The following is a 20,919-nucleotide window of genomic DNA, read 5'->3' on the forward strand; positions in this document are numbered from 1 at the left end:
ATGGACGGGGTAGGGCGCGCTGGGGGAACGATCTCTAGGCTGGTCGGCGGCGACGAGGCCCATCGAGGAGGACGTCCATGACACATGAAGTGCGCGGAGTGGTGGCCAGGGGCAAGGGGGAGCCGGTCTCGGTGGAGACCGTCCTGGTGCCCGACCCGGGCCCGGGCGAGGCGCTGGTGAAGGTGCAGGCGTGCGGGGTGTGCCACACCGACCTGCACTACCGGGAGGGCGGGATCAACGACGAGTTCCCGTTCCTGCTCGGCCACGAGGCGGCCGGGGTCGTCGAGTCGGTGGGCGCCGGGGTGACCGGGGTGGAGCCCGGCGACTACGTGATCCTGAACTGGCGCGCGGTGTGCGGGCAGTGCCGCGCCTGCCTGCGCGGGCGTCCCTGGTACTGCTTCGACACCCACAACGCCAAGCAGAAGATGACGCTGGCGGACGGTACCGAGCTGTCGCCGGCGCTGGGCATCGGCGCGTTCGCCGAGAAGACGCTGGTGGCGGCCGGGCAGTGCACGAAGGTGGACCCGGAGGCGAGCCCGGCGGCGGCCGGGCTGCTGGGCTGCGGCGTGATGGCCGGCCTCGGCGCGGCGATCAACACCGGGAACGTGGGCCGCGGCGACAGCGTCGCGGTGATCGGCTGCGGCGGGGTCGGGAGCGCGGCGGTCGCCGGGGCCCGGCTGGCCGGCGCGGCGAAGATCATCGCCGTGGACATCGACGACCGCAAGCTGGCCTGGGCGAAGGACCTCGGCGCCACCCACACCGTCAACTCGTCCAACCTGGACGCGGTCGAGGCCGTACGGGAGCTGACCGGCGGGTTCGGCGCGGACGTGGTGATCGACGCGGTGGGCCGGCCGGAGACGTACGAGCAGGCCTTCTACGCCCGCGACCTGGCCGGGACCGTCGTCCTCGTCGGCGTGCCGACCCCGGAGATGCGGCTGGAGCTGCCGCTGCTGGACGTCTTCGGCCGCGGCGGCGCGCTGAAGTCGTCCTGGTACGGCGACTGCCTGCCCTCGCGCGACTTCCCGATGCTGATCGACCTGTACCGGCAGGGGCGGCTGGACCTGGACGCGTTCGTGTCCGAGACGATCGCGCTGGACGAGGTCGAGGCGGCGTTCACCAAGATGCACCACGGCGACGTGCTGCGCTCGGTGGTGGTGTTCTAGTGGCCGCGCGCATCGAGCACGCGGTGACGTCCGGGACGTTCAGCCTGGACGGCGACACGTTCGACGTCGACAACAACGTGTGGGTGGTCGGCGACGACGCCGAGTGCGTGGTGATCGACGCGCCGCACGACGCGGCGGCGATCCGGCGGGTGGTCGGCGACCGGCGGCTGGTGGCGATCCTGGCCACGCACGCGCACGACGACCATGTGCGGGTCGCGCCCGAGCTGTCCGACGCCACCGGCGCTCCCGTGTACCTGCACCGCGACGACCTGCCGGTCTGGCGGCTCACCCACGCCGAGCGGCGCCCGGACGGGGACCTGGTGGACGGGCAGGTCATCGAGGTCGCCGGCACCCGCCTGGAAGTGATCCACACGCCGGGGCACGCGCCGGGCGCCGTCTGCTTCCACGCTCCCGAGCTGGGCGCCGTCTTCACCGGCGACACCCTGTTCCAGGGCGGGCCGGGGGCGACGGGCCGGTCGTTCTCCGACTTCAACCTGATCATCGCCTCGATCCGGGACCGGCTGCTCACCCTGCCGGCGGAGACGGTGGTGCACACCGGTCACGGCGACAGCACCACGATCGGCGCCGAGGCGCCCCACCTGCAGGAATGGATCGACCGCGGGCACTGATCCGCCGCCCGTGCCGCGCTCTCCGTGACCCCGCGGGCCGCACCCGCGGGGTCACCCTGAGTACGGGCGCCCTCGGCCGTTTAGGTAGTACGACGGGTGTCGACTCCGCTACTCTCCCGATTCGGATGATCATATTCCGCTGGAAAGGTGGTCATATGGCCATCCGGCGTTCGGGCGGGTGGCGAACGACGGGGAGCGAGCGATGACCTCACCGAAGACGGGCACGGCCGCGGGCACGGGGGAGCGGCTGTCGCCGCGGCTCGGCCGGCTGACCCTGCGCGAACGCTGGCGCCGGATCCGGCTCCAGGCGTACTCCTGGTCGCTCACCGGGGCGTACCGGAGCGCGTCCGTGCACCCGGCCGTGTGGCGGTACGTGGCGCGCGGCTACCATCCGGTCCTGGACCGCCTCGCCGCCCGGCACGCGCGCGTCGCCTGCGCGTTCGGGGCCGTGGACGTCCCCGCGTACCGCGACTTCGTCCGGCGGTCGTCCGGCGGCGGGCGGCCGCCGCGCCGGCTGCGGGACTACCCCGAGATGACGAAGCAGAACTACGCGGGCGTGTACGACGAGGCCAGCCGCTGCCAGGAGGGCAAGCTGCACCGGGCCGGGGTCGTCGTGGACGAGTCGTCCGGCTCGACCGGCAAGCCGTACAACTGGGTGCGCGGCCCGCGCGAACTCCAGGGCATCTACCGGAACGCGGCGGGCTACATCGAGCTGGTCTTCCCCGGCGACCGGCTGTTCGTCATCAACGGCTACTCGATGGGCGCCTGGGCCACCGGCACCACCACCGGGACCGCGATGACCCGGATCGCGATGGTGAAGAACACCGGGCCCGACCTGGAGAAGATCGTCGACACGCTGGAGCACTTCGGGCCCGGCTACGACTACGTGATCACCGCGTACCCGCCGTTCCTGAAGCACCTCCAGGACCGGCTGGACCAGATCGGCTTCCCGTGGGAGCGGTACCGGATCCGCGGCATGGTCGGCGGCGAGGCCATGACCGAGGCGCTGCGCGCGTACCTGGAGCGCCGGTTCGAGGAGGTGCGGTCCGCGTACGGCGCCAGCGACCTGACGATCGGGATGGGCGCCGAGACCGGGTTCACGGTGTGGCTGCGCCGCCGGCTGGCCACCGACCCGGAGCTGCGCCGCGAGCTGCTCGGCGCGGACGAGCAGCGGCTGCCGATGATCTTCCACTACAACCCGCTGGAGACGTTCCTCGAGGTCAACGAGCGTGGCGAGCTGCTCTGCACGATCAACAACAAGACCTGCCTCCAGCCCAAGCTGCGCTACAACGTCGGGGACGAGGCGCTGCTGCACCCGCTCGCGAGGGTCAAGGAGATCATCCGCCGCGATCCGGAGCGGTGGGCGGAGTGCCGGCGCGCCACGGCCGACGAGAAGATGGCGCTCCCGCTGCTGTTCCTGTTCGGGCGGGCCGACAGCACGATCTCGTACATGGGCGCCAACCTGTACCCGCAGGACGTCGAGTACGGCCTGTACGAGGGCAACCCGCACGCGTCCGACATCGCCCGGTTCTGCATGTCGCTGGAGGAGCTGCCCGACCTGGAGTCGCGGCCGGTCGTCCACATCGAGCTGCGCGAGGGCGCCGAGCTGGACGGCGACGCGACCGCCGCCCTGATCGACCGCTGCCGGCGGGGGGTGCTCGATCACCTGGCGTCGGTGTCGCGGGACTTCGCGGCCTCGCTGAAGGAGGATCCGGCGGCAGGTGACCTGCGCGTGCGCGTCCACGCGGCCGGCGAGGGCCCGTTCGCCGGGGCGAGCAGGCTCAAGAACACCTACCTCGTCAAGGACGCGGGCACGGCGGAGACGGAGGCGGCCTGATGCGGACCACCGACTTCAGCAAGGCGCCGCCGCAGGGCCAGGCGACCGCGATGTTCGTCGGCGCCACCCGCTACCGCGGGCCGATCTCCATCATCACGCTCAGCTTCACCTGGTACCGCATGGTCCGCGACATGAAGCGGATGCGCGGCTACTGCTGGCACAAGGTCTACTGGGAATTCCCGTTCACGCTGGGAACGCTGGCGTTCTTCACCGACCGGGACGCGCTGCTCCAGTTCGCGCGCAGCCGCTATCACCGCAAGCTGATGGTCTGGGTGACGAACGGGAAGAAGAACGCGACCGGCGGCTACATCCGGCTCTACAATGCCGAGCCGGAGGGCTACAGCAACGGCGTCTGGCGGGCCGAGGGCGACGTCATGGCGCACATTCCGGAATTCACCGCGCTGTCCCGCGAGGAGAAGGGCCCGCCCGTGGTCCGTGAGCGCGGGTGAGCTTCTCCCTCGTCCCCGTGGAAAGCCGCCGGGAGCTGCGCGAGTTCATCGGCTTCACGCGCCTGCTGTACGGCGCGGACCCGCGCCATGTACCGGCGCTGGCGCAGCAGATCCGCGGCTGGCACAAGGGCGAGGTCCCCGGCGTCCGCCTGTTCCTGCTCCGCGACGCGAAAGGCGCGGTGGTCGCGCGTACGACGCTGCACACCGACGCCGATCTCGACACCAGGCTCGGCCGGAAGGCGCAGCTCTTCGGCCTCACCGAGTTCGCCGAACGGGACGGCGTCGCGGAGGCGCTCTTCGACGCCGTCCGCGAAGCCGGAAGGGCGGCGGGAAAGGACTCCGCGTTCGGTCCGGTGTCGCTGCTCCCGAACCAGTCGGGAGGCGTCATCACCTCGGGCTTCGAGGACCGCGGCTTCATCGACAGCGCGTGGAACCACCCGTACTATCCGCGGGCGTACGAGGCGTACGGCTTCGCCAGGCGCTTCGAATCCGACACCTGGATCTGCCCCACCACCGCCGATCCCGATACCGCGTTCCCCTTCGACGACGACCGCCTCGCCGCCGAGGACCTGCACCTTCACAAAGGCGACCGCAAACGCTTCCGCGAGCAGCTCCCGATCCTCCGCGAGATGCTGAACGCGAGCTTCGCGCAACTCGGCTACTACACGCCGATCTCCGCCGAGCAGCTCGACCGGCAGACGGACGGGCTCGCGCACCTCATCGACGAATCGCTCCTCCTCTACCTCACCAGGGCGGGACGGCCGGTGGCGTTCGTCCTCTGCGTCCCGGACATCTCCGAGTACGTCACCGGAACCGGCGGCGATCTGCATCTCCTCAACCAGCTGCGCCTCCTGCTGACGCGTTCCCGGTACCGCCGCGACGCCGTCCTCATCATCAAGGGCGTCGTTCCGGAGGCCCAAGGCCAGGGCTACATGCGGCTGCTCTCCCGCGAACTGCTCCGCAACCTCAGGGCGAACGGATACGAGTCGCTGCGCAGCACCTACGTGGAACGGGGCAACCTCGGATCGGCGTCCCAGTACACGGCGATGGGCGGCAGGCCCTTGCACGGTTACACGTTCTACGAGAAAGAGCTGCATTGAAGCCCGACGCCCTGCGCGAGCTCGAACCGGACTTCTGGCGCGCGCCCAGCGCCCACAACACCCAGCCCTGGGTGCTCCGCTACCGCGAGGAGACGGTGGAGATCGGCTGGGATCCGGCGCGGACCCTCCCCGCCGCCGACCCGTCCGGCCGCGACCTGCGGCTCGCGCTGGGCGCGTTCGTCGAGACCTGCCTGATCGTCTGCGCCGACGCCGGGCTGGACGTGGACTTCCGGCACGACCCGGACGCGGCCGGGCACCGCCTCGGCCACCTCGTCGCGGCCGAGGGGCCGTACACGACGCCGTTCACCGTCCAGGACGTCCGCGCCCGCCGCTCCGGCCGCGCCGGCCACGAGCCGGGCCGCCTGGACGACGCGGTCGCCGCCCGCCTGGAGAAGCTCGCCGCCGAGGAGGAGGCCGGGATCCGCCGGCTGCCGTGCCGCGACCTGATCGACCTGCTGTACGACGCGGACCGGCACATGTTCGCGACCCCGTCCATAGCCCGCGAGCTGCGCGAATGGCTGCGCCTGGACCCCGAGGACCCGCGCTACCACCAGGACGGCCTCACCGATCGCGCGCTCGATCTCACCCCGTTCCAGGCCCGGATGCTCGGCCGCCTCCTGTCCCCGCGCGCCTACCCCCTCCTGCGCCGCCTCGGCGTCCCCGGCGTCCTCGCCGGCGCCTCCGAGGACCTGCTGGACTACGACGGCGAGGTCGTGGTGCTCGTGGCCCGCCCCGGCTCCACGCACACCGAGCAGGTCGACCTCGGCCGCGTCCTGATGCGCCAGTGGCTCACCCTCTCCACCCTCGGCCACACGACGCACCCGCTCAGCCAGATCATCGACGCCCAGCGCACCAAGCAGCGCCTGGCCCGCCTGCTGGACATCGACGACCCGTCCCGCCTCCTCAACATCACCCGCGTCGGCCGCCCCCTCACACCCCCGCCCCTCTCCGCCCGCCTCCGCTAGGCCCGCCCGCCGCCCGGCAGGCCCCAGCCCCGCGCGGATCAACTACTTGCTATACGTCCAGGAAGTTTGTTAGGTTCGCCACACTTCGCTGCCGCCTCCCGGGAGGACGTCATGGGGCCAGGGCCACGACGATGTCGGAAGACGAGTTCCCAGCGGCGCGCGGCGCCCGTGCTGGCGCTCGCGCTGGGCGCCTCGCTCGCCGCCGCGTGCGGGACGACCGGCCCGGCCGAGCGGACCGGCGAGTTCCGCTGGGGCTACTCCACCCGCGCCACCACCCTCGACCCGCACCGCGGGGCCCAGTTCGACCTGATCTTCCTGCACCCGGTGTTCGACACCCTCATCAAGATCGACCCCGAGGGCGGGTTCGTGCCCGGGCTCGCCACCGAGTGGAAGCTGGCGGACGACGGGCTGACGTTCGAGCTCACGCTGCGCGAGGGCGTGCGGTTCCAGGACGGCGCCACGCTCGACGCCGCCGCGGTGAAGGCCAGCCTGGAGCACGGCAAGCGGCCCAAGAGCACGGTGGCCGGCGACCTGGAGGTCGTCCGGGAGATCGAGACCGTCGGCGACCGGCGCGTCCGGCTGCACCTGTCCGGGCCCGGGGGGCACCTGCTCGGGGTGCTCGCGGGCGAGGCCGGGATGATCATCAGCCCGCGCTCGGTGAACGACCCCGGCCTGGGCAAGCGGCCGGTCGGCGCCGGGCCGTACAAGGTCACCTCGTACACCATGCGGCAGGTCACCTACGAGAAGTGGGACGGCTACTGGGACCCGGACTCGGTGACCATGCCGCGGATCAAGATGATCACGATGACCGACGACAGCACCCGGCTGCGGGCGCTGCTGTCGCGCCAGCTCGACGCCGCCTACCTGCGCCCCTCCCACACCGCCCGGCTGCGGTCGGCCGGGATCACCCTGCTCAGCAAGCCGCGCTCGCTGATCTACACCGCCGTCGTCAACACCGGCCGGCCCGGCCTGAAGGACCCGCGGGTGCGCACGGCGCTCAGCCAGGCGATCGACCGCGCCAGCCTGGACAAGAACCTCCAGAACGACGGCTGCACCCCGACCGTCCAGCCGTTCATCCGGTCGTACTCGCCGCACGTGCCGGGCCTGGACGCGCGGCCGGACGCCGTCCACGACCCCGCCCGCGCCCGCGAGCTGCTCGCCGCCGCCGGGCACGGCCCGGGGAATCCGCTGGCGATCACCATCACGTCGCCGAACATCACCCAGTACCAGATCCTCGCCGAGGCGCTCCAGGCGCAGTTCGAGAAGGTCGGGGTGCGCGCCGAGCTGCGCGTCGTGGACACCGCGCAGTCCACGCCGACGCTGCGCACCGGCAAGTTCGACCTCATGGTCACGCCGATCGACGTCGGCCGGCCGGACGCCTCCACGTTCGTCGCCGACTACTACCTGCCGGGCGGCGCGGTGAACCCCGGGAAGTTCGCCGTGCCGGACGGCAGGCCGCTGCTGGACCAGGCGCGCCGCGAGCTGGACGCCGAACGGCAGCGGAAACCCCTGCGGGAGCTGTTCCGCAAGGCGTACGAGGCGGGCCCGCCGGTGATCCCGATCTGCGCCCCGGACAACGTCATCGGCGTCCGCCCGGACGTCGAGGGCATCGTCGTCCCGCCGACCGGCACGTACGAGTTCCGCGGCGTCCGCGTCGGCGCCTGACCACGGCCCGGAAGGGACGATTCCCATGAACCTGGCGAGACTCCTGCGCCGGCTGGCCTCGGCCGTCCTGGTCATCTGGCTGGTGCACCTGCTGACGTTCCTGCTGATCCGGCTCGTTCCGGGCGATCCCGCCCAGCTGCTGGCCGGGGAACGGGCCACCCCCGACGAGGTCCTCCGGATCCGCGAGCAGCTCGGCCTGGAGGACCCCGTCCTCCTCCAGTACGCGCGGTCGCTGGGCGGGCTGCCGCGCGGCGACCTCGGCGAGTCGATGTTCTCCGGCCTGCCGGTCGGGCGGCTGCTGGCCGACGCCGCGCCCGCCACCCTGTCGGTCGCGCTGATGGCGCTGCTGTTCGCGGCGGTGTTCGGCGTCGGCGCGGGGGTGCTGGCCGGGCTGCGGCAGGGCGGCTGGACCGACCGGGTGGTGTCCACGATCGCCACCGTCGGGATCGCGATGCCGAGCTTCTGGATCGGGCTGGTCCTGGTCACGTTCTTCGCGCTGGTCAACCCGTGGCTGCCGGCCACCGGGTACGCCCCGCTCGGCGAGGGCGTCGGGACGTGGTTCCGGCACCTCGTCCTGCCCGCGGTCACGCTCGGCGTCGCGGTCGCGGCGGAGATCGCCCGGCACACCCGGGGCGGGGTGGCCGACGTGCTGGCCAAGCCGTACATCCGGACGGCGCGGGCGCGCGGCGCGTCCGGGAGCCGGCTCGTCCGCGGGCACGTGCTGCGCAACGCCGCCATCCCGGTCGTGACCGTGCTCGGCCTCCAGACCGGCAAGCTGCTCGGCGGCACCGTGGTCGTCGAGGCCGTCTTCGGCATCTCCGGCCTCGGCACCCTCGCCGTCAACTCCGTGCTGGAACGCGACTACCCCGTCCTCCAGGGCTTCGTCATCTTCGCGGCCGTCGTGGTCGTGACCGCCAACCTGCTCGTCGACACGGCCTACGGCCGGATCAACCCGAAAGTGAGGACGGCATGAGCGTGGTCGCCACCCCGCCCGCCACGGCCGGAACGCCCGGGACGCCCGAACGGGCGCGGCGCCGGCGCCCGGGACTGCTGCGGTCGATGCTGTCCGGGCCGTCCGCGGTGGCCGCCGCCGCGTACCTGGTGCTGCTGGCCGCGCTCGCGGTCGCGGCACCGTTGGTCGCCCCGCACGACCCGAACGCGCAGGACCTGTTCAACCGGTTCGCCGGGATGAGCGCCGAGCACCCGCTGGGCACCGACGACTTCGGCCGGGACGTCGCCAGCCGGGTGATCTACGCGGCGCGGATCTCGCTGCTGGCCCCGCTGATCTCGCTGGCGGTCGGGATGGCGATCGGCGTCCCTGCCGGGCTGCTGGCGGGGCTGCGGCGCGGCTGGTTCGACGCGGTCGCCGACCGGCTGTCGGACACCCTGCTGAGCATCCCCGCCATCGTGTTCGCGCTGGCCATCATCGCCGTGATGGGCCCGTCGCTGACCACCGCGATGGTCGCCATCGGGATCGTGTTCGCGCCCCACCTCTTCCGCGTCGTGCGCGGCGCGACGATGGTGGTCGCCGAGGAGACCTACATCTCCTCGGCCGAGGCGATCGGCGCGAGCACCCGCCGGATCCTGCTCGTCCACGTGCTGCCGAACATCCGCGCCCCCTTGCTGGTGCAGGTCACGCTGCTGATGGGCTTCGCGCTGCTGGCCGAGGCGAGCCTGAGCTTCCTCGGCCTGGGCGTCCAGCCGCCGGAGGCCAGCTGGGGCTCCATGCTCAAGGCCGCCTACGAGAACCAGTTCGAGGCGCCGTACTCGGTGCTGCCGTCGGGCGTCGCGATCCTGCTGACGGTCCTGGCGTTCAACGTCCTCGGCGACAGGCTGCGCGACGCCGTGGCCGGAGGGAGGGCCCGGTGAGCGAACGGCTGGAGGACGCGCGGAACGTGCTGTCGGTGGAGGGGCTCACGCTCGATCTCGCCGGCGGGCACGCGCAGCCGCGGCTGGTGGACGACGTCACGTTCGCCGTTCCGGCGGGCGGCGCGGTGGCGCTGATCGGCGAGTCCGGCTGCGGCAAGACGATGACGGCGATGGCGGTGCTCGGCCTGCTGCCCGCCGGGATCCGGCCGGTCGCCGGGAGCGTGCGGCTGGGGGACCGGGAGCTGCTGAACCGTCCGGAACGGGAGCTGGCCGGGATCCGCGGCCGGGAGATCGGCACGATCTTCCAGGAGCCGATGAGCAGCCTGGACCCGACGATGACGGTCGGGGACCAGATCGCCGAGTCGCGCCGGCTGCACCTCGGGGAGCGGCGCGGCACGGCCCGCTCGCGGGCGCGCGAGCTGCTCGACCGGGTCGGCATCCCGGACGCCGCGCGCAGGCTGCGGGCCTACCCGCACGAGCTGAGCGGCGGCATGCAGCAGCGCGTGATGATCGCCGCGGCGATCTCCTGCGATCCCCGGCTGGTGATCGCCGACGAGCCGACCACCGCGCTGGACGTGACGATCCAGGCGGAGATCCTCGGCCTGCTGCGCGACCTCCAGCGCGACTCGGGCGTGGCCGTGCTGCTGGTCACCCACGACCTCGGGGTGGTGGCCGACTTCTGCGAGGACGTCGTGGTGATGTACGCCGGGCACGTGGTGGAGCGGTCGCCGGTGACCGATCTGTTCGCGTCCGCGCGGCACCCGTACACGCGGGCGCTGCTGCGCTCGGTCCCGGCCGGCCGCGCGCCGCGCACGCCGCTCGACGTCATCCCGGGCCGGGTGCCGTCCGCCGGGGACTTCCCGGCCGGCTGCCGGTTCCGGCCGCGCTGCGAGTACGCGGTCGACGCGTGCGCGCGTACCGAACCCGTCGAGGCGCGACTGGACGGGGGCACCGGCGGCCACGCCGCGCGCGGTACCCGGTGCCTGCGCGTGGCGGCCGGCGAGATCGAGCTCCAGGAGGCCCGATGAGCACGACACCGATGGACACGGGGCTGCTGAGCGCGCGCGAGCTGCGCAAGTCCTTCGCGAAGGTACGGGCCGTCGACGGGGTCGATCTCGACCTGCGGTCCGGCGAGACCGTGGGCGTGGTCGGGGAGTCCGGGTCGGGCAAGACCACGGTCGGGCGGCTGGTGTCCCGGCTGGCCGCGCCCGACTCGGGCCGGGTGGAGCTGGACGGCCGCGACATCACCCGGCTGCGCGGCCGCGGGCTGAAGCGCGTCCGCCGCGACCTCCAGGTCGTCTTCCAGGATCCGTACGGCTCGCTCGACCCGTCCCGGACGGTCGGGCACGCCGTCGGCGAGCCGCTGGCCGTCCACGGCGTCGGGACGCGGGGCGAGCGCGCGGACCGGGTGGCCGGGCTGCTGGAACGGGTCGCGCTCGATCCGGTGCTGGCGCAGCGGTACCCGGGCGAGCTGTCGGGCGGGCAGCGGCAGCGCGTCGCGATCGCGCGGGCGATGGCGCTGGAGCCGCGCGTGCTGGTGGCCGACGAGCCGACGTCCGCGCTGGACCTGTCGACCCGCTCGGAGATCCTGAACCTGCTGCTGGCGCTCCAGGACGAGAACGGCCTGGCCACGCTGCTGATCTCGCACGACTTCGCGACGGTCCGGCACCTGACGCACCGGATCGTGGTCATGTACCTCGGCCGCGTGGTCGAGGAGGGCGACGCCGCCGAGCTGGTCGCCGAGCCGCTGCACCCGTACACGCGGGCGCTGCTGTCGGCCGTGCCGGTGCCCGATCCGGTCCGGCAGCGGGGCCGGGAGCGGATCGTGCTGCGCGGCGAGCAGCCCGATCCCGCGAACCCGCCGAGCGGCTGCCGGTTCCGCGGCCGCTGCCCGGACGCGATGCCGCGCTGCGCCGAGACCGACCCGGTGCTCGCGGGCGGGAGTCACCGGGTGGCCTGCCTGCTCCACGAGGGGAAGTGACCGATGAGCGAAGTGCCGATGAGCGAAGTGCCGTCGAGTGAAGTGCCGTTGGGCGGGACGGCGTTGCGCGGGGTGCGCTGCCGGGCCTGCGGGCGCACGGCCTACCCCGCCCAGGAGTTCGGGTGCGAGCGCTGCGGCGCGTACGGGCCCGAGCTGGAACCGGTGGAGCTGAGCGGGCACGGCACCGTGCTGGCGCTGCTGACCGTCCACGAGCATCCCGACCCGGCGGTGCCGACGCCCGCGACCGTCGCGGCGGTCCAGCTCGACGAGGGGCCGGTCCTGCGCGCCCGCGTGGACGGCGTACCGGCGGCGGGCGCGGCCGTGACGGCCGTGCCGGGCGAGAGCGTGCCGGTCTTCCGGCCGCGGAGCGGAAGGGACGCCCGATGACATCCCGGCGACTGCGCGACCTGCGCCCCGTCTACGTGATCGGGGTCGGCCTGCACCGCTACCAGCGCAGGAGCGACACCAGCTTCGTCGAGCTCGGGCTCACCGCCGTACGGCGCGCGCTGGCCGACGCCGGGCTGGAGTGGACGAGCGTGGAGGCGGCGTACACCGCCACGACCCGCCTCGGGATGGCGGTGTCGCGGCCGATGCTGCGGCACCTCGGCGCCACCGGCATCCCGATGACGCAGGTCGAGAACGCCTCCGCGTCGGGCTCGTCGGCGTTCCGGCTGGCCTGCCGGGACGTCGCCGCGGGGTTCGCGGACGTGGTGCTGGCGGCCGGCGTGGACAAGGTCGGGAAGGTGGCGCGCGCCGAGCACCTGACCGGGCTGCCCCGCCCGGACGCGGGGCTGGTGGTGCCGCCCGTCCACTACGGCCTGCTCGCCGAGGAGTACCTGCGGGCCCGGGGCGGGACCGCCGAGGACCTGGCACGGGTCGCCGTGAAGAACCACGGCAACGGTGCCGCCAACCCCTACGCGCAGCGCCAGAAGGCCCGCACGCTGGAGGAGGTCCTCGCCGACCGGCCGATCGCGGGGATGCTGACCCGCCTCCAGTGCTGCCCGGTCGGCGAGGGCGCGGCGGCGGCGCTGGTGGTGTCGGGGGAGGCCGTGGAACGGCTCGGCCTCGACGCCGGGCGCGCGGTGCGGGTGCTGTCGTCGGCGCAGCGCAGCGAGGAGCTGTACGGCGCCAAGAGCTTCGACGCCGAGCTGACCCGGACGACGACCGCGCAGGCCGTGGCCGAGGCCGGGGTCACGGCCGCCGACATCGACGTGGTCGAGCTGCACGACGCGTTCACGATCGAGGAGCTGCAGTACGTGGAGGCCATGGGCCTGTGCGGCGACGGGGAGGGGCCGGGCCGGCTGGCGGACGGCGAGTTCGCCGTCGGCGGCCGGGTCGCGGTGAGCCCGTCCGGCGGGCTGCTGGCGATGGGGCATCCGGTCGGGCCCACCGGCGTCGGGCAGATCGCCGAGATCACCGCGCAGCTGCGCGGCGAGGCGGGCGCGCGCCAGCAGCCGGGCGCCAGGCTCGGCCTGGCGCACCTGGTCGGCGTCGGGGCGGTGTGCGCGGTGCACGTGCTGGCCGCGCCGGGCGCGTGACCGCGCCGATGCTCGCCGAGGCCAGGCTGCCCGCGGCGGCCGCCGCTGCGGAGGCGGCGGAGCGGCAGGAGGCCGCCGGGTACGCCGGCACGTTCAGCAGGGAGATCGACTCCGATCCGTTCCTGCCGCTGGCCCTGGCGGCCGGGCGCACCGAACGCGTCGAGCTGGGAACGGCGGTCGCCATCGCGTTCGCGCGCTCCCCGATGACGCTCGCCTACACGGCGCACGACCTCCAGGCCCTCACCGGCGGGCGGCTCGTACTGGGGCTCGGCACGCAGGTCCGCGGCCATGTGGTGCGGCGGTTCTCGATGGGCTGGGACGCCCCGGTCGCCAGGATGCGCGACTACCTCGCCGCGCTCCGGGCGATCTGGGCCTCCTGGCGGGACGGCACCCCGCTGTCGCACGAGGGGCCGTACTACACGCACACGCTGATGACGCCGGGATTCGTGCCGCGCCCGCACGGTCACGGCGACCCGCCCGTACTGCTGGCGGCGGTCGGCCCCGCGATGACCGAGCTGGCGTGCGCGAGCGCCGACGGGCTGCTGGTGCATCCGTTCAGCGGGGCGGACTACCTGCGCGCGGTGACGGGGCCGCGCGTCGCGGACGGCCTCGCGCGCAACGGCCGGGCGCCCGGCGCGTTCAGGATGGCCGGATCGGTGCTGGTCGCCACGGGACGCGATGAGCGGGAGCTCGCGGCGTCGCTCGCGGCGCTGCGGGCGCGCGTCGCCTTCTACGGGAGCACGCCCGCGTACCGGCCCGTCCTCGCGCACCACGGCTGGGGCGACCTGGCGGACCGGCTGCACGCCCTCTCGCGGACGGGACGGGCCTCGCGCTGGGAGGAGATGGCCCGGCTCGTCCCGGACGAGGCGGTGCGCACCATCGGCGTCGTCGCCGAGCCCGGCGGGCTGGCCGCGCGGATCACCGGACGCTACCGCGGCCTGCTCGACCGGATCTGCCTCACGAGCCCCGGGAAGGTGCCCGCCCGGCTCCTGGACGCCGCGGCGGCCGAGATCAGCCGACGCTGAGGTCGTGCCGCAGGGAGGCCAGCGCGGCCTCCTTCATCGACTCCAGGGGCAGCCCGCCCGGGTCGAGCGAGTACTGCAGGACGATGCCGCGCAGCATGCCCTGCAGCACTCCCGCGTGCGACTCCGGGTCGAGCGTGTCGCGTACGGTGCCGTCGTCCATGCCGGTACGGAGCATGCCGACGAACGTCTCGCGGATGAGCGCGTACGCCTCCTGGACCGCGTGCCTCACCGCGACGGCCTCGGTGCCGGACTCGACCGCCAGGATGAGCATCACCTTGGCCGGCTTCGGGTTGCGCGCGAGCCGGGTCAGGTAGGAGTCGAAGAACTCCAGGACCTGTTCGAGCCCGGTCATGTGCGCGCGGGCGTTGGCGGCGTCGGTCTGCGCGCGGTAGTCGCTGCGGATGTGCTCGACCACCGCCTCCATCAGCTTCAGCTTGGAGCCGAAGTGGTAGCCGACCAGGCCGCGGCTGAGCCCGGACTCGTTCTGGATCCGGGCCACGGTCGCGGCCTTGTAGCCCTCCTCGGCCAGCACGGTGATGGTCGCCTCGATCAGCGCCCGGCGTGACGCCTCGGTACGTTCCGGTTGCGTGCCGAGCCGCGGCAGCGTCGCCCCCGCCATGATGGCCCCCTAGATCGCGTGGATCGCGTGCTTTGCTGGATGACCATCAAGGATAGAGGCGTGCGGTCAGCGGTCGGTCCAGACGGGGTCCCGGTGCTCCAGGAACGCCCTGATCCCCTCCTGGCGGTCCGGGGACGCCAGCGCGGGCTCGGCGGCGGCGAGCTGGGCGTCGAACGCGGCGGCCTCGCCGCCCCACTCGAACGCCCGCCGCACGATCTCCTTGGTGGCCCGTACCGCCGAGGGGCCGTTCGCGGCGATCCGGCCCGCCAGCGCGAGCGACTCGTCCAGCGCCCTCCCCGGCTCGGCCAGCGTGGTGACCACGCCCGCCTCGGCCAGCAGCGCCGCGTCCACGTGCTCGCCGGTGAGCGCGAGCCGCATCGCCAGGTGGTACGGCATCCGCAGCGGCAGCCGCAGCAGCCCGCCGCCGATCGCGACCAGGTTGCGCCGGACCTCCGGCAGCCCGAAGACGGCCTCCCGCGAGGCCACGATCAGGTCGCAGGACAGCGCCAGCTCGAAGCCGCCCGCCAGCGCGTAGCCCTCGACCGCCGCGATCACCGGCTTGCGGGTCGAGGTCCGGGTGAACGCGGCGAGCTGCGCGGCCCGGCCGGCGTACATGGGCTCGCCCGCCGCCGCGGCCTTGAGGTCGCGGCCCGAGCAGAAGTTGCCGCCGGCCCCGGTCAGGACGATCACGGCCACCGCCGGATCGGCGTCGAACCCGTCCAGCGCGGCCTGCATGGCCTCGCGCAGCTCCAGGTTGAGCGCGTTGCGGACGCGCGGCCGGTCGAGCGTCACGATCCCGGCCTCGCCTCGGATCTCGGTCCGCACCGTACGTGCCGCTTCGGGATCTGTAGCTTCGGGGTCGGTCATGTGAGCCTCCTCAGAGCGCGAACGAGTAGCCGCCGTTGACGGGGATCGTCTGCCCGGTCACCCAGGACGCCGCGTCGGAGGCCAGCATCAGCACCATGTTCGCGGCGTCCTCCGGCTCGCCGGGGCGGCGGACGATGTAGCGCTTCATCACCTTCTTGAGCCGCTCCCCGTCCAGCCGGGCCTCGGTGCGCGGCGTACGGGTCGCGGCCAGCGAGACGCAGTTGGCGGTGATCCCGTACCGGCCGCCGCTGGCCGCCAGCGAGCGGGTGAACCCGGCCGCGCCCGCCTTGGCCGCCGAGTAGCACTCCCGGCCCGGCTCGGCGAACCGGCCGGCGTCGGAGATGAGGGTGACGATCCGGCCGTACTCCCGCTCGATCATCCCGGGGAGCACGGCGTGCGCGTTGTTCAGGACGCCGTAGAGGTTGGTGCCGAGGTAGCCGTGCCATTCGGTGGGGGTCTGCTCCCAGAACGGCGCGGTCATCTCCTCGGTCGGGTTCGGGCCGGCGTTGCCGGCGTTGTTGACCAGGATGTCGACGCCGCCGAAGGCCTCGGTCGCCTGGCGGACGGTCGCCGTGACCGCCTCCAGGTCGCCGACGTCCCCGGCCACGGCCAGGGCGTGGGCCCCGGCCGCCTCCACTTCTCCGGCGACCTTCCGCGCGCGTTCGAGCCGGAAGTCGTTGACCACCACGGCGCCGGCTCCGTGCTCGGCGAAGTGCAGCGCGATGCGCCGCCCGACGCCCTGCCCTGCGCCGGTGACCAGCGCGGTCCGTCCCTTGAGGTCCAGCAGATCGGCCATGAGCCCCTCCCTGAGATCCTTGCTGAGCGTACAGCAAGTGTGTTTCGATGAAAACGCCCCGACCCCGAACGGCAGCGAGGTGGCCGATGGACTTCGACCTCACCGAGGAGCAGACCGAGTTGCGCGACGCGATCCGCCGGTTCATGGCGGCCGAGGTCGACCCGGTCGTGGAGGAGCACGAGCGCGACGGGACGTTCCCGTACGAGCTGCTGACCAAGCTCGCCCGCTTCGGCTACCTGGGCGGCTGGCTGCCCGAGGAGCAGGGCGGGCTCGGGATCAGCCGGGTGACCTGGGCGATGATGATCGAGGAGCTGGGCTACGCCTGGCCGTCCCTGCGCACGATGGTCAACATCAGCAACGGGCCCATCCAGCGGCTCGCCGCGTACGGCACCGATGAGCAGAAGAAGCGCTACCTGGAACCGCTGCTGGAAGGCCGCGCCCGGGTCTTCAACGGGATCACCGAACCCGAGGTCGGCTCCAACGTGGCCGAGATCAGGACCCGTGCCGAGCTGGACGGCGACTCGTGGGTGATCAACGGCCGGAAGTTGTGGATCACCGGCGGCGCCTGGGGCGACTACGGCACGATCGTCGCCCGCACCTACAGCCCCACCTGCGACGGCGGGCTCTCGCTGTTCCTCGTCGACAAGGCGGAATCGCCGTTCGAGGTCCGCATGGTCGACACGATGGTGCTGCGCTCGACCGGCACCGCCGAGCTGGGCTTCGACGGCGTGCGGATCCCGAAGGGGAACCTGCTCGGCGCCGAGGGGCAGGCGCTCAAGGCGACCCTCGCCGGCCTCGGGGTGGCCCGGGTGAACGTCGCGATGGGCGCGGTCGGCGCCGCGCAGCGCGCCTTCGACCTCGCGCTTGAGCACGCGAGGACGCGGCGGCAGTTCGGGCGGCCGATCGGCTCGTTCCAGCTCGTCCAGAAGCACCTGGTCGACATGAGGACGCGGATCGACGCCGCCCGCGCCCTCACCTACGCGGCCGCCGCGGCGCTCGACAAGGGGCGGCCCGCGAAGATGGAGGGCTCGATCGCCAAGCTGTACGCGACCGAGGCGGCGCACGAGGTGGCCGACATGGCGCTCCAGATCCACGGCGGGCTCGGCTACGCCACCGGGTTCCCGATCGAACGGATCTTCCGCGACACCCGGGGCGGCACCATCCCCGAGGGCACCAGCGAGATCCAGACATTGATCATCGGCCGTGAGCTGACCGGCCTCTCGGCGATCAAGTGAGCGGCCCGGCGGACAGCTCCGCGTCCCCCGTGTCCCCCGTGCCCCTTGCGCTCCCCGAGTTCCCGGATCTGGAACGGCTCGTCCGGCCGCGCTCGGTCGTCCTGGTCGGCGCCTCCGCCAAGCCCGGCAGCCTCGGCCGCCGCACCGCCGACAACCTGCTGCACGCCTCCGACTTCGGCGGCGACGTCCACCTGGTCAACCCGCGCGCCGCCGACATCGACGGCCACCCTTGCCATCCGGACGTCGAGTCGCTGCCGGCCGTCCCCGACGTGGCCGTGATCGCCATCCCGGCCGCCGGGGTGATGGACGCCCTCGAACGGTGCGCCACCAAGGGGATCGCGTACGCGATCGTCCTCACGTCGGGCTTCGGCGAGGTCGGCGGGGACGGGCGCGTCCAGCAGGACCGGATGCGCGCGCTCGCGGCCCGCACCGGCATGCGGATCTACGGGCCGAACTGCCCCGGGCTCACCAACCTGGCCGACCGCATCGGGATGACGTTCTCACCCGCGTTCGCCGACGACAGGCGCGTCGGCCCCATCGGCATCGCCACCCAGGGCGGCGGGCTCGGCCGCAACCTCGTCCAGGCCGCCGAGCGCGGCGCCGGCGCGGCGCTGTGGGCCTCGCTCGGCAACGCCGCCGACCTCGACGTCGCCGACTTCGTCCACCATCTGGCGCAGGACGACGGCGTCAAGGTCATCCTCACGCTGCTGGAGGGCGTCCGGGACGGCCGCCGGCTGCTGGCCGCCTTCCGCGCCGCCGCCGCGGCCGGCAAGCCGGTGGTGACCCTGAAGGTCGGCCGCTCGGCGTACGGGGTCCGCGCCGTCCAGTCGCACACCGCCGCCATGGCCGGTTCGGCCGAGGTCAACAGCGCCGTGTTCGCCCAGCTCGGGGTGGTCGAGGTGGCCGACACCGACGAGCTGATGGACGTGGGCTGGCTGCTGGCCCGCGCCGCCCCGCCGCCGCGCACGCGCATCGCGATCTTCGGCGGGTCGGGCGGGGCGGGCGCGATGGCGGCCGACATGGTGGGCGCCGCCGGCCTCGAACTGGCCGAGTTCGCCCCGGAGACCACCGCGGCGCTGCGCGAGGCGCTGCCCGCGTTCGCCGCCGTCGGCAACCCGGTCGACATCACCGCCACGACGATCTCCGCCCCCGGGCTGATGGACCGCACGCTCGGGATCGTCGCCGCCGACCCGAACGTGGACCTCGTGCTGCTGCCGATCCCGCTCGACTACGGCGACCATTCCGCGCACGGCTCGCGCGCGATGGCCGAGGTCCAGAGCCGTACCGGGACGCCGCTGCTGCCGGTGTGGATGAGCGACCGGCGGGGACCGGGCTGGCAGATCCTCGCCGATGCCGGATTCTGCTCGCCGCGCAGCCTCACCAAGGCGGTCTCGGCCGTACGGCACTGGGCCGACCACGGCCGGTGGCGCGCGGCCGCCCCCGCGCCCGCCCCGCTGATCCTGAACGGCCGGGCCGCCGGGGAGCCGCTGCCCGACGTCCGTACCGAACCGGCGGCGAAGGCGTGGCTCGCGGCGGCGGGCATCGCCGTTCCGGAGGGCGTCGTGGCCCGAACCGAGGCCGAGGCCCGCGCCGCGGCCGCCGAACTGGGCGGCAGGCTGGTCCTCAAGGCCGTCAGCCCCGATCTGCACCACAAGTCCGACGTGGGCGGCGTGGTCCTCGGCGTCGAGGGCGCGGACGCCGCGGCCGAGGCGTGGGAACGCGTCGTCGCGAGCGCGTCCGCGCACGGGACCGTCGAGGGCGTGCTGGTGGAGCGCATGGCGCCGGCCGGCGGTGTCGAGATGCTCGTCGGCGTCCACCGCGACCCCGTCTACGGCCACCTGATCTCGGTCGGGATGGGCGGCGTGCACGTCGAGGTCTTCGGCGACGTGCAGCGTCGGCTGCTGCCCCTGGACCGGCGCACCGCGGAGGAGATGCTGGACGGCCTGCGCTGCAAACGGCTCCTGGAAGGCGTACGCGGAGCCCCGCGGCACGACGTCGAAGGGCTCGTCGACCTCCTCCTCGCGGTCTCCGCACTGGTGGAACGGCACGCGGACGCCATCGGCGAACTCGACCTCAACCCGGTGCTGGTACGGCCGGCGGGGGCGGCCGGGCCGACCGTGCTGGCACTGGACGCGCTGGTGGTCGGGGCGTGAGCGGCGGGCCCTTGGAGGGGCTGACCGTCGTCGACTTCAGCGAGCTGCTGCCCGGCCCGTTCCTCACCCAGAACCTCGCGGACCTCGGCGCTCGCGTGGTCAAGGTGGAGCGGCCGGGCGGCGACGGCGCCCGCACGCTGTCGCCCGGCCTCTTCGCCGCCGTCAACCGGGGGAAGGAGCAGGTCTCCGCCGACCTCAAGGACCCGGCGGACCTGAGACGGGTCCGCGGGCTGGTCGCCGGCGCGGACGCCGTCGTCGAGGGCTTCCGGCCCGGCGTCATGGCGCGGCTCGGCCTCGGCCCGGCGGAGACCGTGGCCGCCCATCCCCGGCTGGTGTACGTCTCGATCTCCGGGTTCGGCCAGACGGGACCGCTGGCCGGGGAGCCGGGCCACGACGTGACGTACGCGGCGCACGCCGGAGTGGCCGCGCTGGCCGGGACGCCGGACGGCCCGCCCTCCTGGGGGCCGGGCGTTCCGGTCGCGGACCTGTGCGCCGCGATGTACGCGATGTCGGCCCTGCTCGCCGCCCTGCGCGAGCGGGACCGCACCGGCCGCGGGCGCCACCTGGACGTCTCCATCCGCGACTGCCTCGCGCACTGGCTGAACCCCCGGCTGGGGCCGTTCCACCTGGACGGCGCCACGGCGGTGCCGGACCAGCGCGCGATGGCCCTGCGCAGGCCGGCCTACGGCACCTTCACCTGCGCGGACGGCCGGGCGGTGGCGGTCGCGGCCATCGAGGACCACTTCTTCGCGCGCCTCGTACGGACCCTGGGCCTGGACCGGTGGGACGGTCCGAGATGGTCGGCGTACCGCGCCCGGCAGGAGGCCGCCGAGGAGATCAACGCATCGATCGCCGCCGCGTTGGCGGCGCGCGAGGCCCGGGCCGTCCTGGCGGAACTCTCGGCGGCGGGCGTCCCGGCGGCTCCCGTGCTCTCGCCGGCCGAGGCCGTGGCGGCGTCGGCCCGTTCGGTGGCGGATCCGGTCGCCGGCCGGCTCCTCCCCTTCCCGGTCGCCATGCCGTAGCACGGA

Annotated in this window: 20 protein-coding genes; 17 read left to right on the forward strand and 3 right to left on the reverse strand. The window is 73.7% G+C overall.

Annotated features, from left to right (window positions below):
• Window positions 1–77 precede the first annotated feature (77 nt).
• The 14 genes from AB0881_RS06000 (at window position 78) to AB0881_RS06065 (ending at window position 14,221) form a co-directional block, all read left to right on the forward strand.
• A complete protein-coding gene (locus tag AB0881_RS06000; RefSeq protein WP_366614606.1) occupies window positions 78–1,163 on the forward strand; it encodes an S-(hydroxymethyl)mycothiol dehydrogenase in 1,086 nt (361 codons plus the stop codon).
• Window positions 1,163–1,792, forward strand: a complete 630-nt coding sequence (locus AB0881_RS06005; protein ID WP_366614607.1) for an MBL fold metallo-hydrolase — start codon at window positions 1,163–1,165, stop codon at window positions 1,790–1,792. The genes AB0881_RS06000 and AB0881_RS06005 overlap by 1 nt, the downstream gene beginning before the upstream one ends.
• A 202-nt stretch (window positions 1,793–1,994) precedes the next feature.
• The gene (locus AB0881_RS06010) at window positions 1,995–3,629 is read left to right on the forward strand and encodes a phenylacetate--CoA ligase family protein (RefSeq protein ID WP_366614608.1); all 1,635 of its coding nucleotides are present in this window, start codon (window positions 1,995–1,997) and stop codon (window positions 3,627–3,629) included.
• Window positions 3,629–4,078: a DUF4188 domain-containing protein gene (locus tag AB0881_RS06015; RefSeq protein ID WP_366614610.1), complete on the forward strand. Its 450-nt coding sequence runs from the start codon at window positions 3,629–3,631 to the stop codon at window positions 4,076–4,078. Before AB0881_RS06010 ends, AB0881_RS06015 begins: the two co-directional genes overlap by 1 nt.
• Window positions 4,075–5,178: a hypothetical protein gene (locus tag AB0881_RS06020; RefSeq protein ID WP_366614611.1), complete on the forward strand. Its 1,104-nt coding sequence runs from the start codon at window positions 4,075–4,077 to the stop codon at window positions 5,176–5,178. Before AB0881_RS06015 ends, AB0881_RS06020 begins: the two co-directional genes overlap by 4 nt.
• Window positions 5,175–6,143: a hypothetical protein gene (locus AB0881_RS06025; RefSeq protein WP_366614612.1), complete on the forward strand. Its 969-nt coding sequence runs from the start codon at window positions 5,175–5,177 to the stop codon at window positions 6,141–6,143. The genes AB0881_RS06020 and AB0881_RS06025 overlap by 4 nt, the downstream gene beginning before the upstream one ends.
• A 168-nt stretch (window positions 6,144–6,311) precedes the next feature.
• Window positions 6,312–7,808 carry an ABC transporter substrate-binding protein gene (locus tag AB0881_RS06030; protein ID WP_366614613.1) on the forward strand — a complete coding sequence of 499 codons (1,497 nt, stop codon included), beginning with the start codon at window positions 6,312–6,314 and terminating at the stop codon, window positions 7,806–7,808.
• A 25-nt stretch (window positions 7,809–7,833) separates the two neighbouring features.
• Window positions 7,834–8,781, forward strand: coding sequence for an ABC transporter permease (locus AB0881_RS06035; RefSeq protein WP_366614615.1), 948 nt, complete (start codon window positions 7,834–7,836; stop codon window positions 8,779–8,781).
• The gene (locus tag AB0881_RS06040) at window positions 8,778–9,677 is read left to right on the forward strand and encodes an ABC transporter permease (protein ID WP_366614617.1); all 900 of its coding nucleotides are present in this window, start codon (window positions 8,778–8,780) and stop codon (window positions 9,675–9,677) included. The genes AB0881_RS06035 and AB0881_RS06040 overlap by 4 nt, the downstream gene beginning before the upstream one ends.
• Complete coding sequence (locus AB0881_RS06045) at window positions 9,674–10,705, forward strand: ABC transporter ATP-binding protein (protein WP_366614619.1); 1,032 nt, start codon at window positions 9,674–9,676, stop codon at window positions 10,703–10,705. Before AB0881_RS06040 ends, AB0881_RS06045 begins: the two co-directional genes overlap by 4 nt.
• Window positions 10,702–11,658 carry an oligopeptide/dipeptide ABC transporter ATP-binding protein gene (locus AB0881_RS06050; protein WP_366614620.1) on the forward strand — a complete coding sequence of 319 codons (957 nt, stop codon included), beginning with the start codon at window positions 10,702–10,704 and terminating at the stop codon, window positions 11,656–11,658. The genes AB0881_RS06045 and AB0881_RS06050 overlap by 4 nt, the downstream gene beginning before the upstream one ends.
• 3 nt (window positions 11,659–11,661) lie before the next feature.
• Complete coding sequence (locus AB0881_RS06055; RefSeq protein ID WP_366614622.1) at window positions 11,662–12,045, forward strand: OB-fold domain-containing protein; 384 nt, start codon at window positions 11,662–11,664, stop codon at window positions 12,043–12,045.
• On the forward strand, window positions 12,042–13,196 hold the full coding sequence (locus AB0881_RS06060; protein ID WP_366614624.1) for a thiolase family protein: 1,155 nt from the start codon (window positions 12,042–12,044) through the stop codon (window positions 13,194–13,196). Before AB0881_RS06055 ends, AB0881_RS06060 begins: the two co-directional genes overlap by 4 nt.
• On the forward strand, window positions 13,193–14,221 hold the full coding sequence (locus AB0881_RS06065; RefSeq protein ID WP_366614625.1) for a TIGR03617 family F420-dependent LLM class oxidoreductase: 1,029 nt from the start codon (window positions 13,193–13,195) through the stop codon (window positions 14,219–14,221). The genes AB0881_RS06060 and AB0881_RS06065 overlap by 4 nt, the downstream gene beginning before the upstream one ends.
• Here AB0881_RS06065 and AB0881_RS06070 read toward each other — a convergent pair.
• The 3 genes from AB0881_RS06070 to AB0881_RS06080 form a co-directional block, all read right to left on the reverse strand.
• A complete protein-coding gene (locus AB0881_RS06070) occupies window positions 14,208–14,840 on the reverse strand; it encodes a TetR/AcrR family transcriptional regulator (protein WP_366614627.1) in 633 nt (210 codons plus the stop codon). The two genes, AB0881_RS06065 and AB0881_RS06070, sit on opposite strands and share 14 nt — an antisense overlap.
• 66 nt (window positions 14,841–14,906) lie before the next feature.
• Window positions 14,907–15,707, reverse strand: coding sequence for a crotonase/enoyl-CoA hydratase family protein (locus tag AB0881_RS06075; RefSeq protein WP_366614629.1), 801 nt, complete (start codon window positions 15,705–15,707; stop codon window positions 14,907–14,909).
• Window positions 15,708–15,717: 10 nt separating this feature from the next.
• Window positions 15,718–16,503, reverse strand: a complete 786-nt coding sequence (locus AB0881_RS06080; RefSeq protein WP_366614631.1) for an SDR family NAD(P)-dependent oxidoreductase — start codon at window positions 16,501–16,503, stop codon at window positions 15,718–15,720.
• Window positions 16,504–16,589: 86 nt separating this feature from the next.
• Between AB0881_RS06080 and AB0881_RS06085 the strand changes: the two genes are divergently transcribed.
• From AB0881_RS06085 to AB0881_RS06095, 3 genes are read left to right on the forward strand one after another with little or no spacing between them, the layout of a single operon-like run.
• Window positions 16,590–17,738 (forward strand): acyl-CoA dehydrogenase family protein, encoded by a 1,149-nt coding sequence (locus tag AB0881_RS06085; RefSeq protein ID WP_366614633.1) that lies wholly within the window; start codon window positions 16,590–16,592, stop codon window positions 17,736–17,738.
• Window positions 17,739–17,776: 38 nt separating this feature from the next.
• Window positions 17,777–19,891: an acetate--CoA ligase family protein gene (locus AB0881_RS06090; protein ID WP_366614635.1), complete on the forward strand. Its 2,115-nt coding sequence runs from the start codon at window positions 17,777–17,779 to the stop codon at window positions 19,889–19,891.
• Window positions 19,888–20,913 carry a CoA transferase gene (locus tag AB0881_RS06095; protein WP_366614636.1) on the forward strand — a complete coding sequence of 342 codons (1,026 nt, stop codon included), beginning with the start codon at window positions 19,888–19,890 and terminating at the stop codon, window positions 20,911–20,913. The genes AB0881_RS06090 and AB0881_RS06095 overlap by 4 nt, the downstream gene beginning before the upstream one ends.
• The last annotated feature ends 6 nt before the right edge of the window (window positions 20,914–20,919 follow it).

The sequence above is a fragment of the Spirillospora sp. NPDC029432 genome, from assembly GCF_040703975.1.
GTDB lineage: Bacteria > Actinomycetota > Actinomycetes > Streptosporangiales > Streptosporangiaceae > Spirillospora.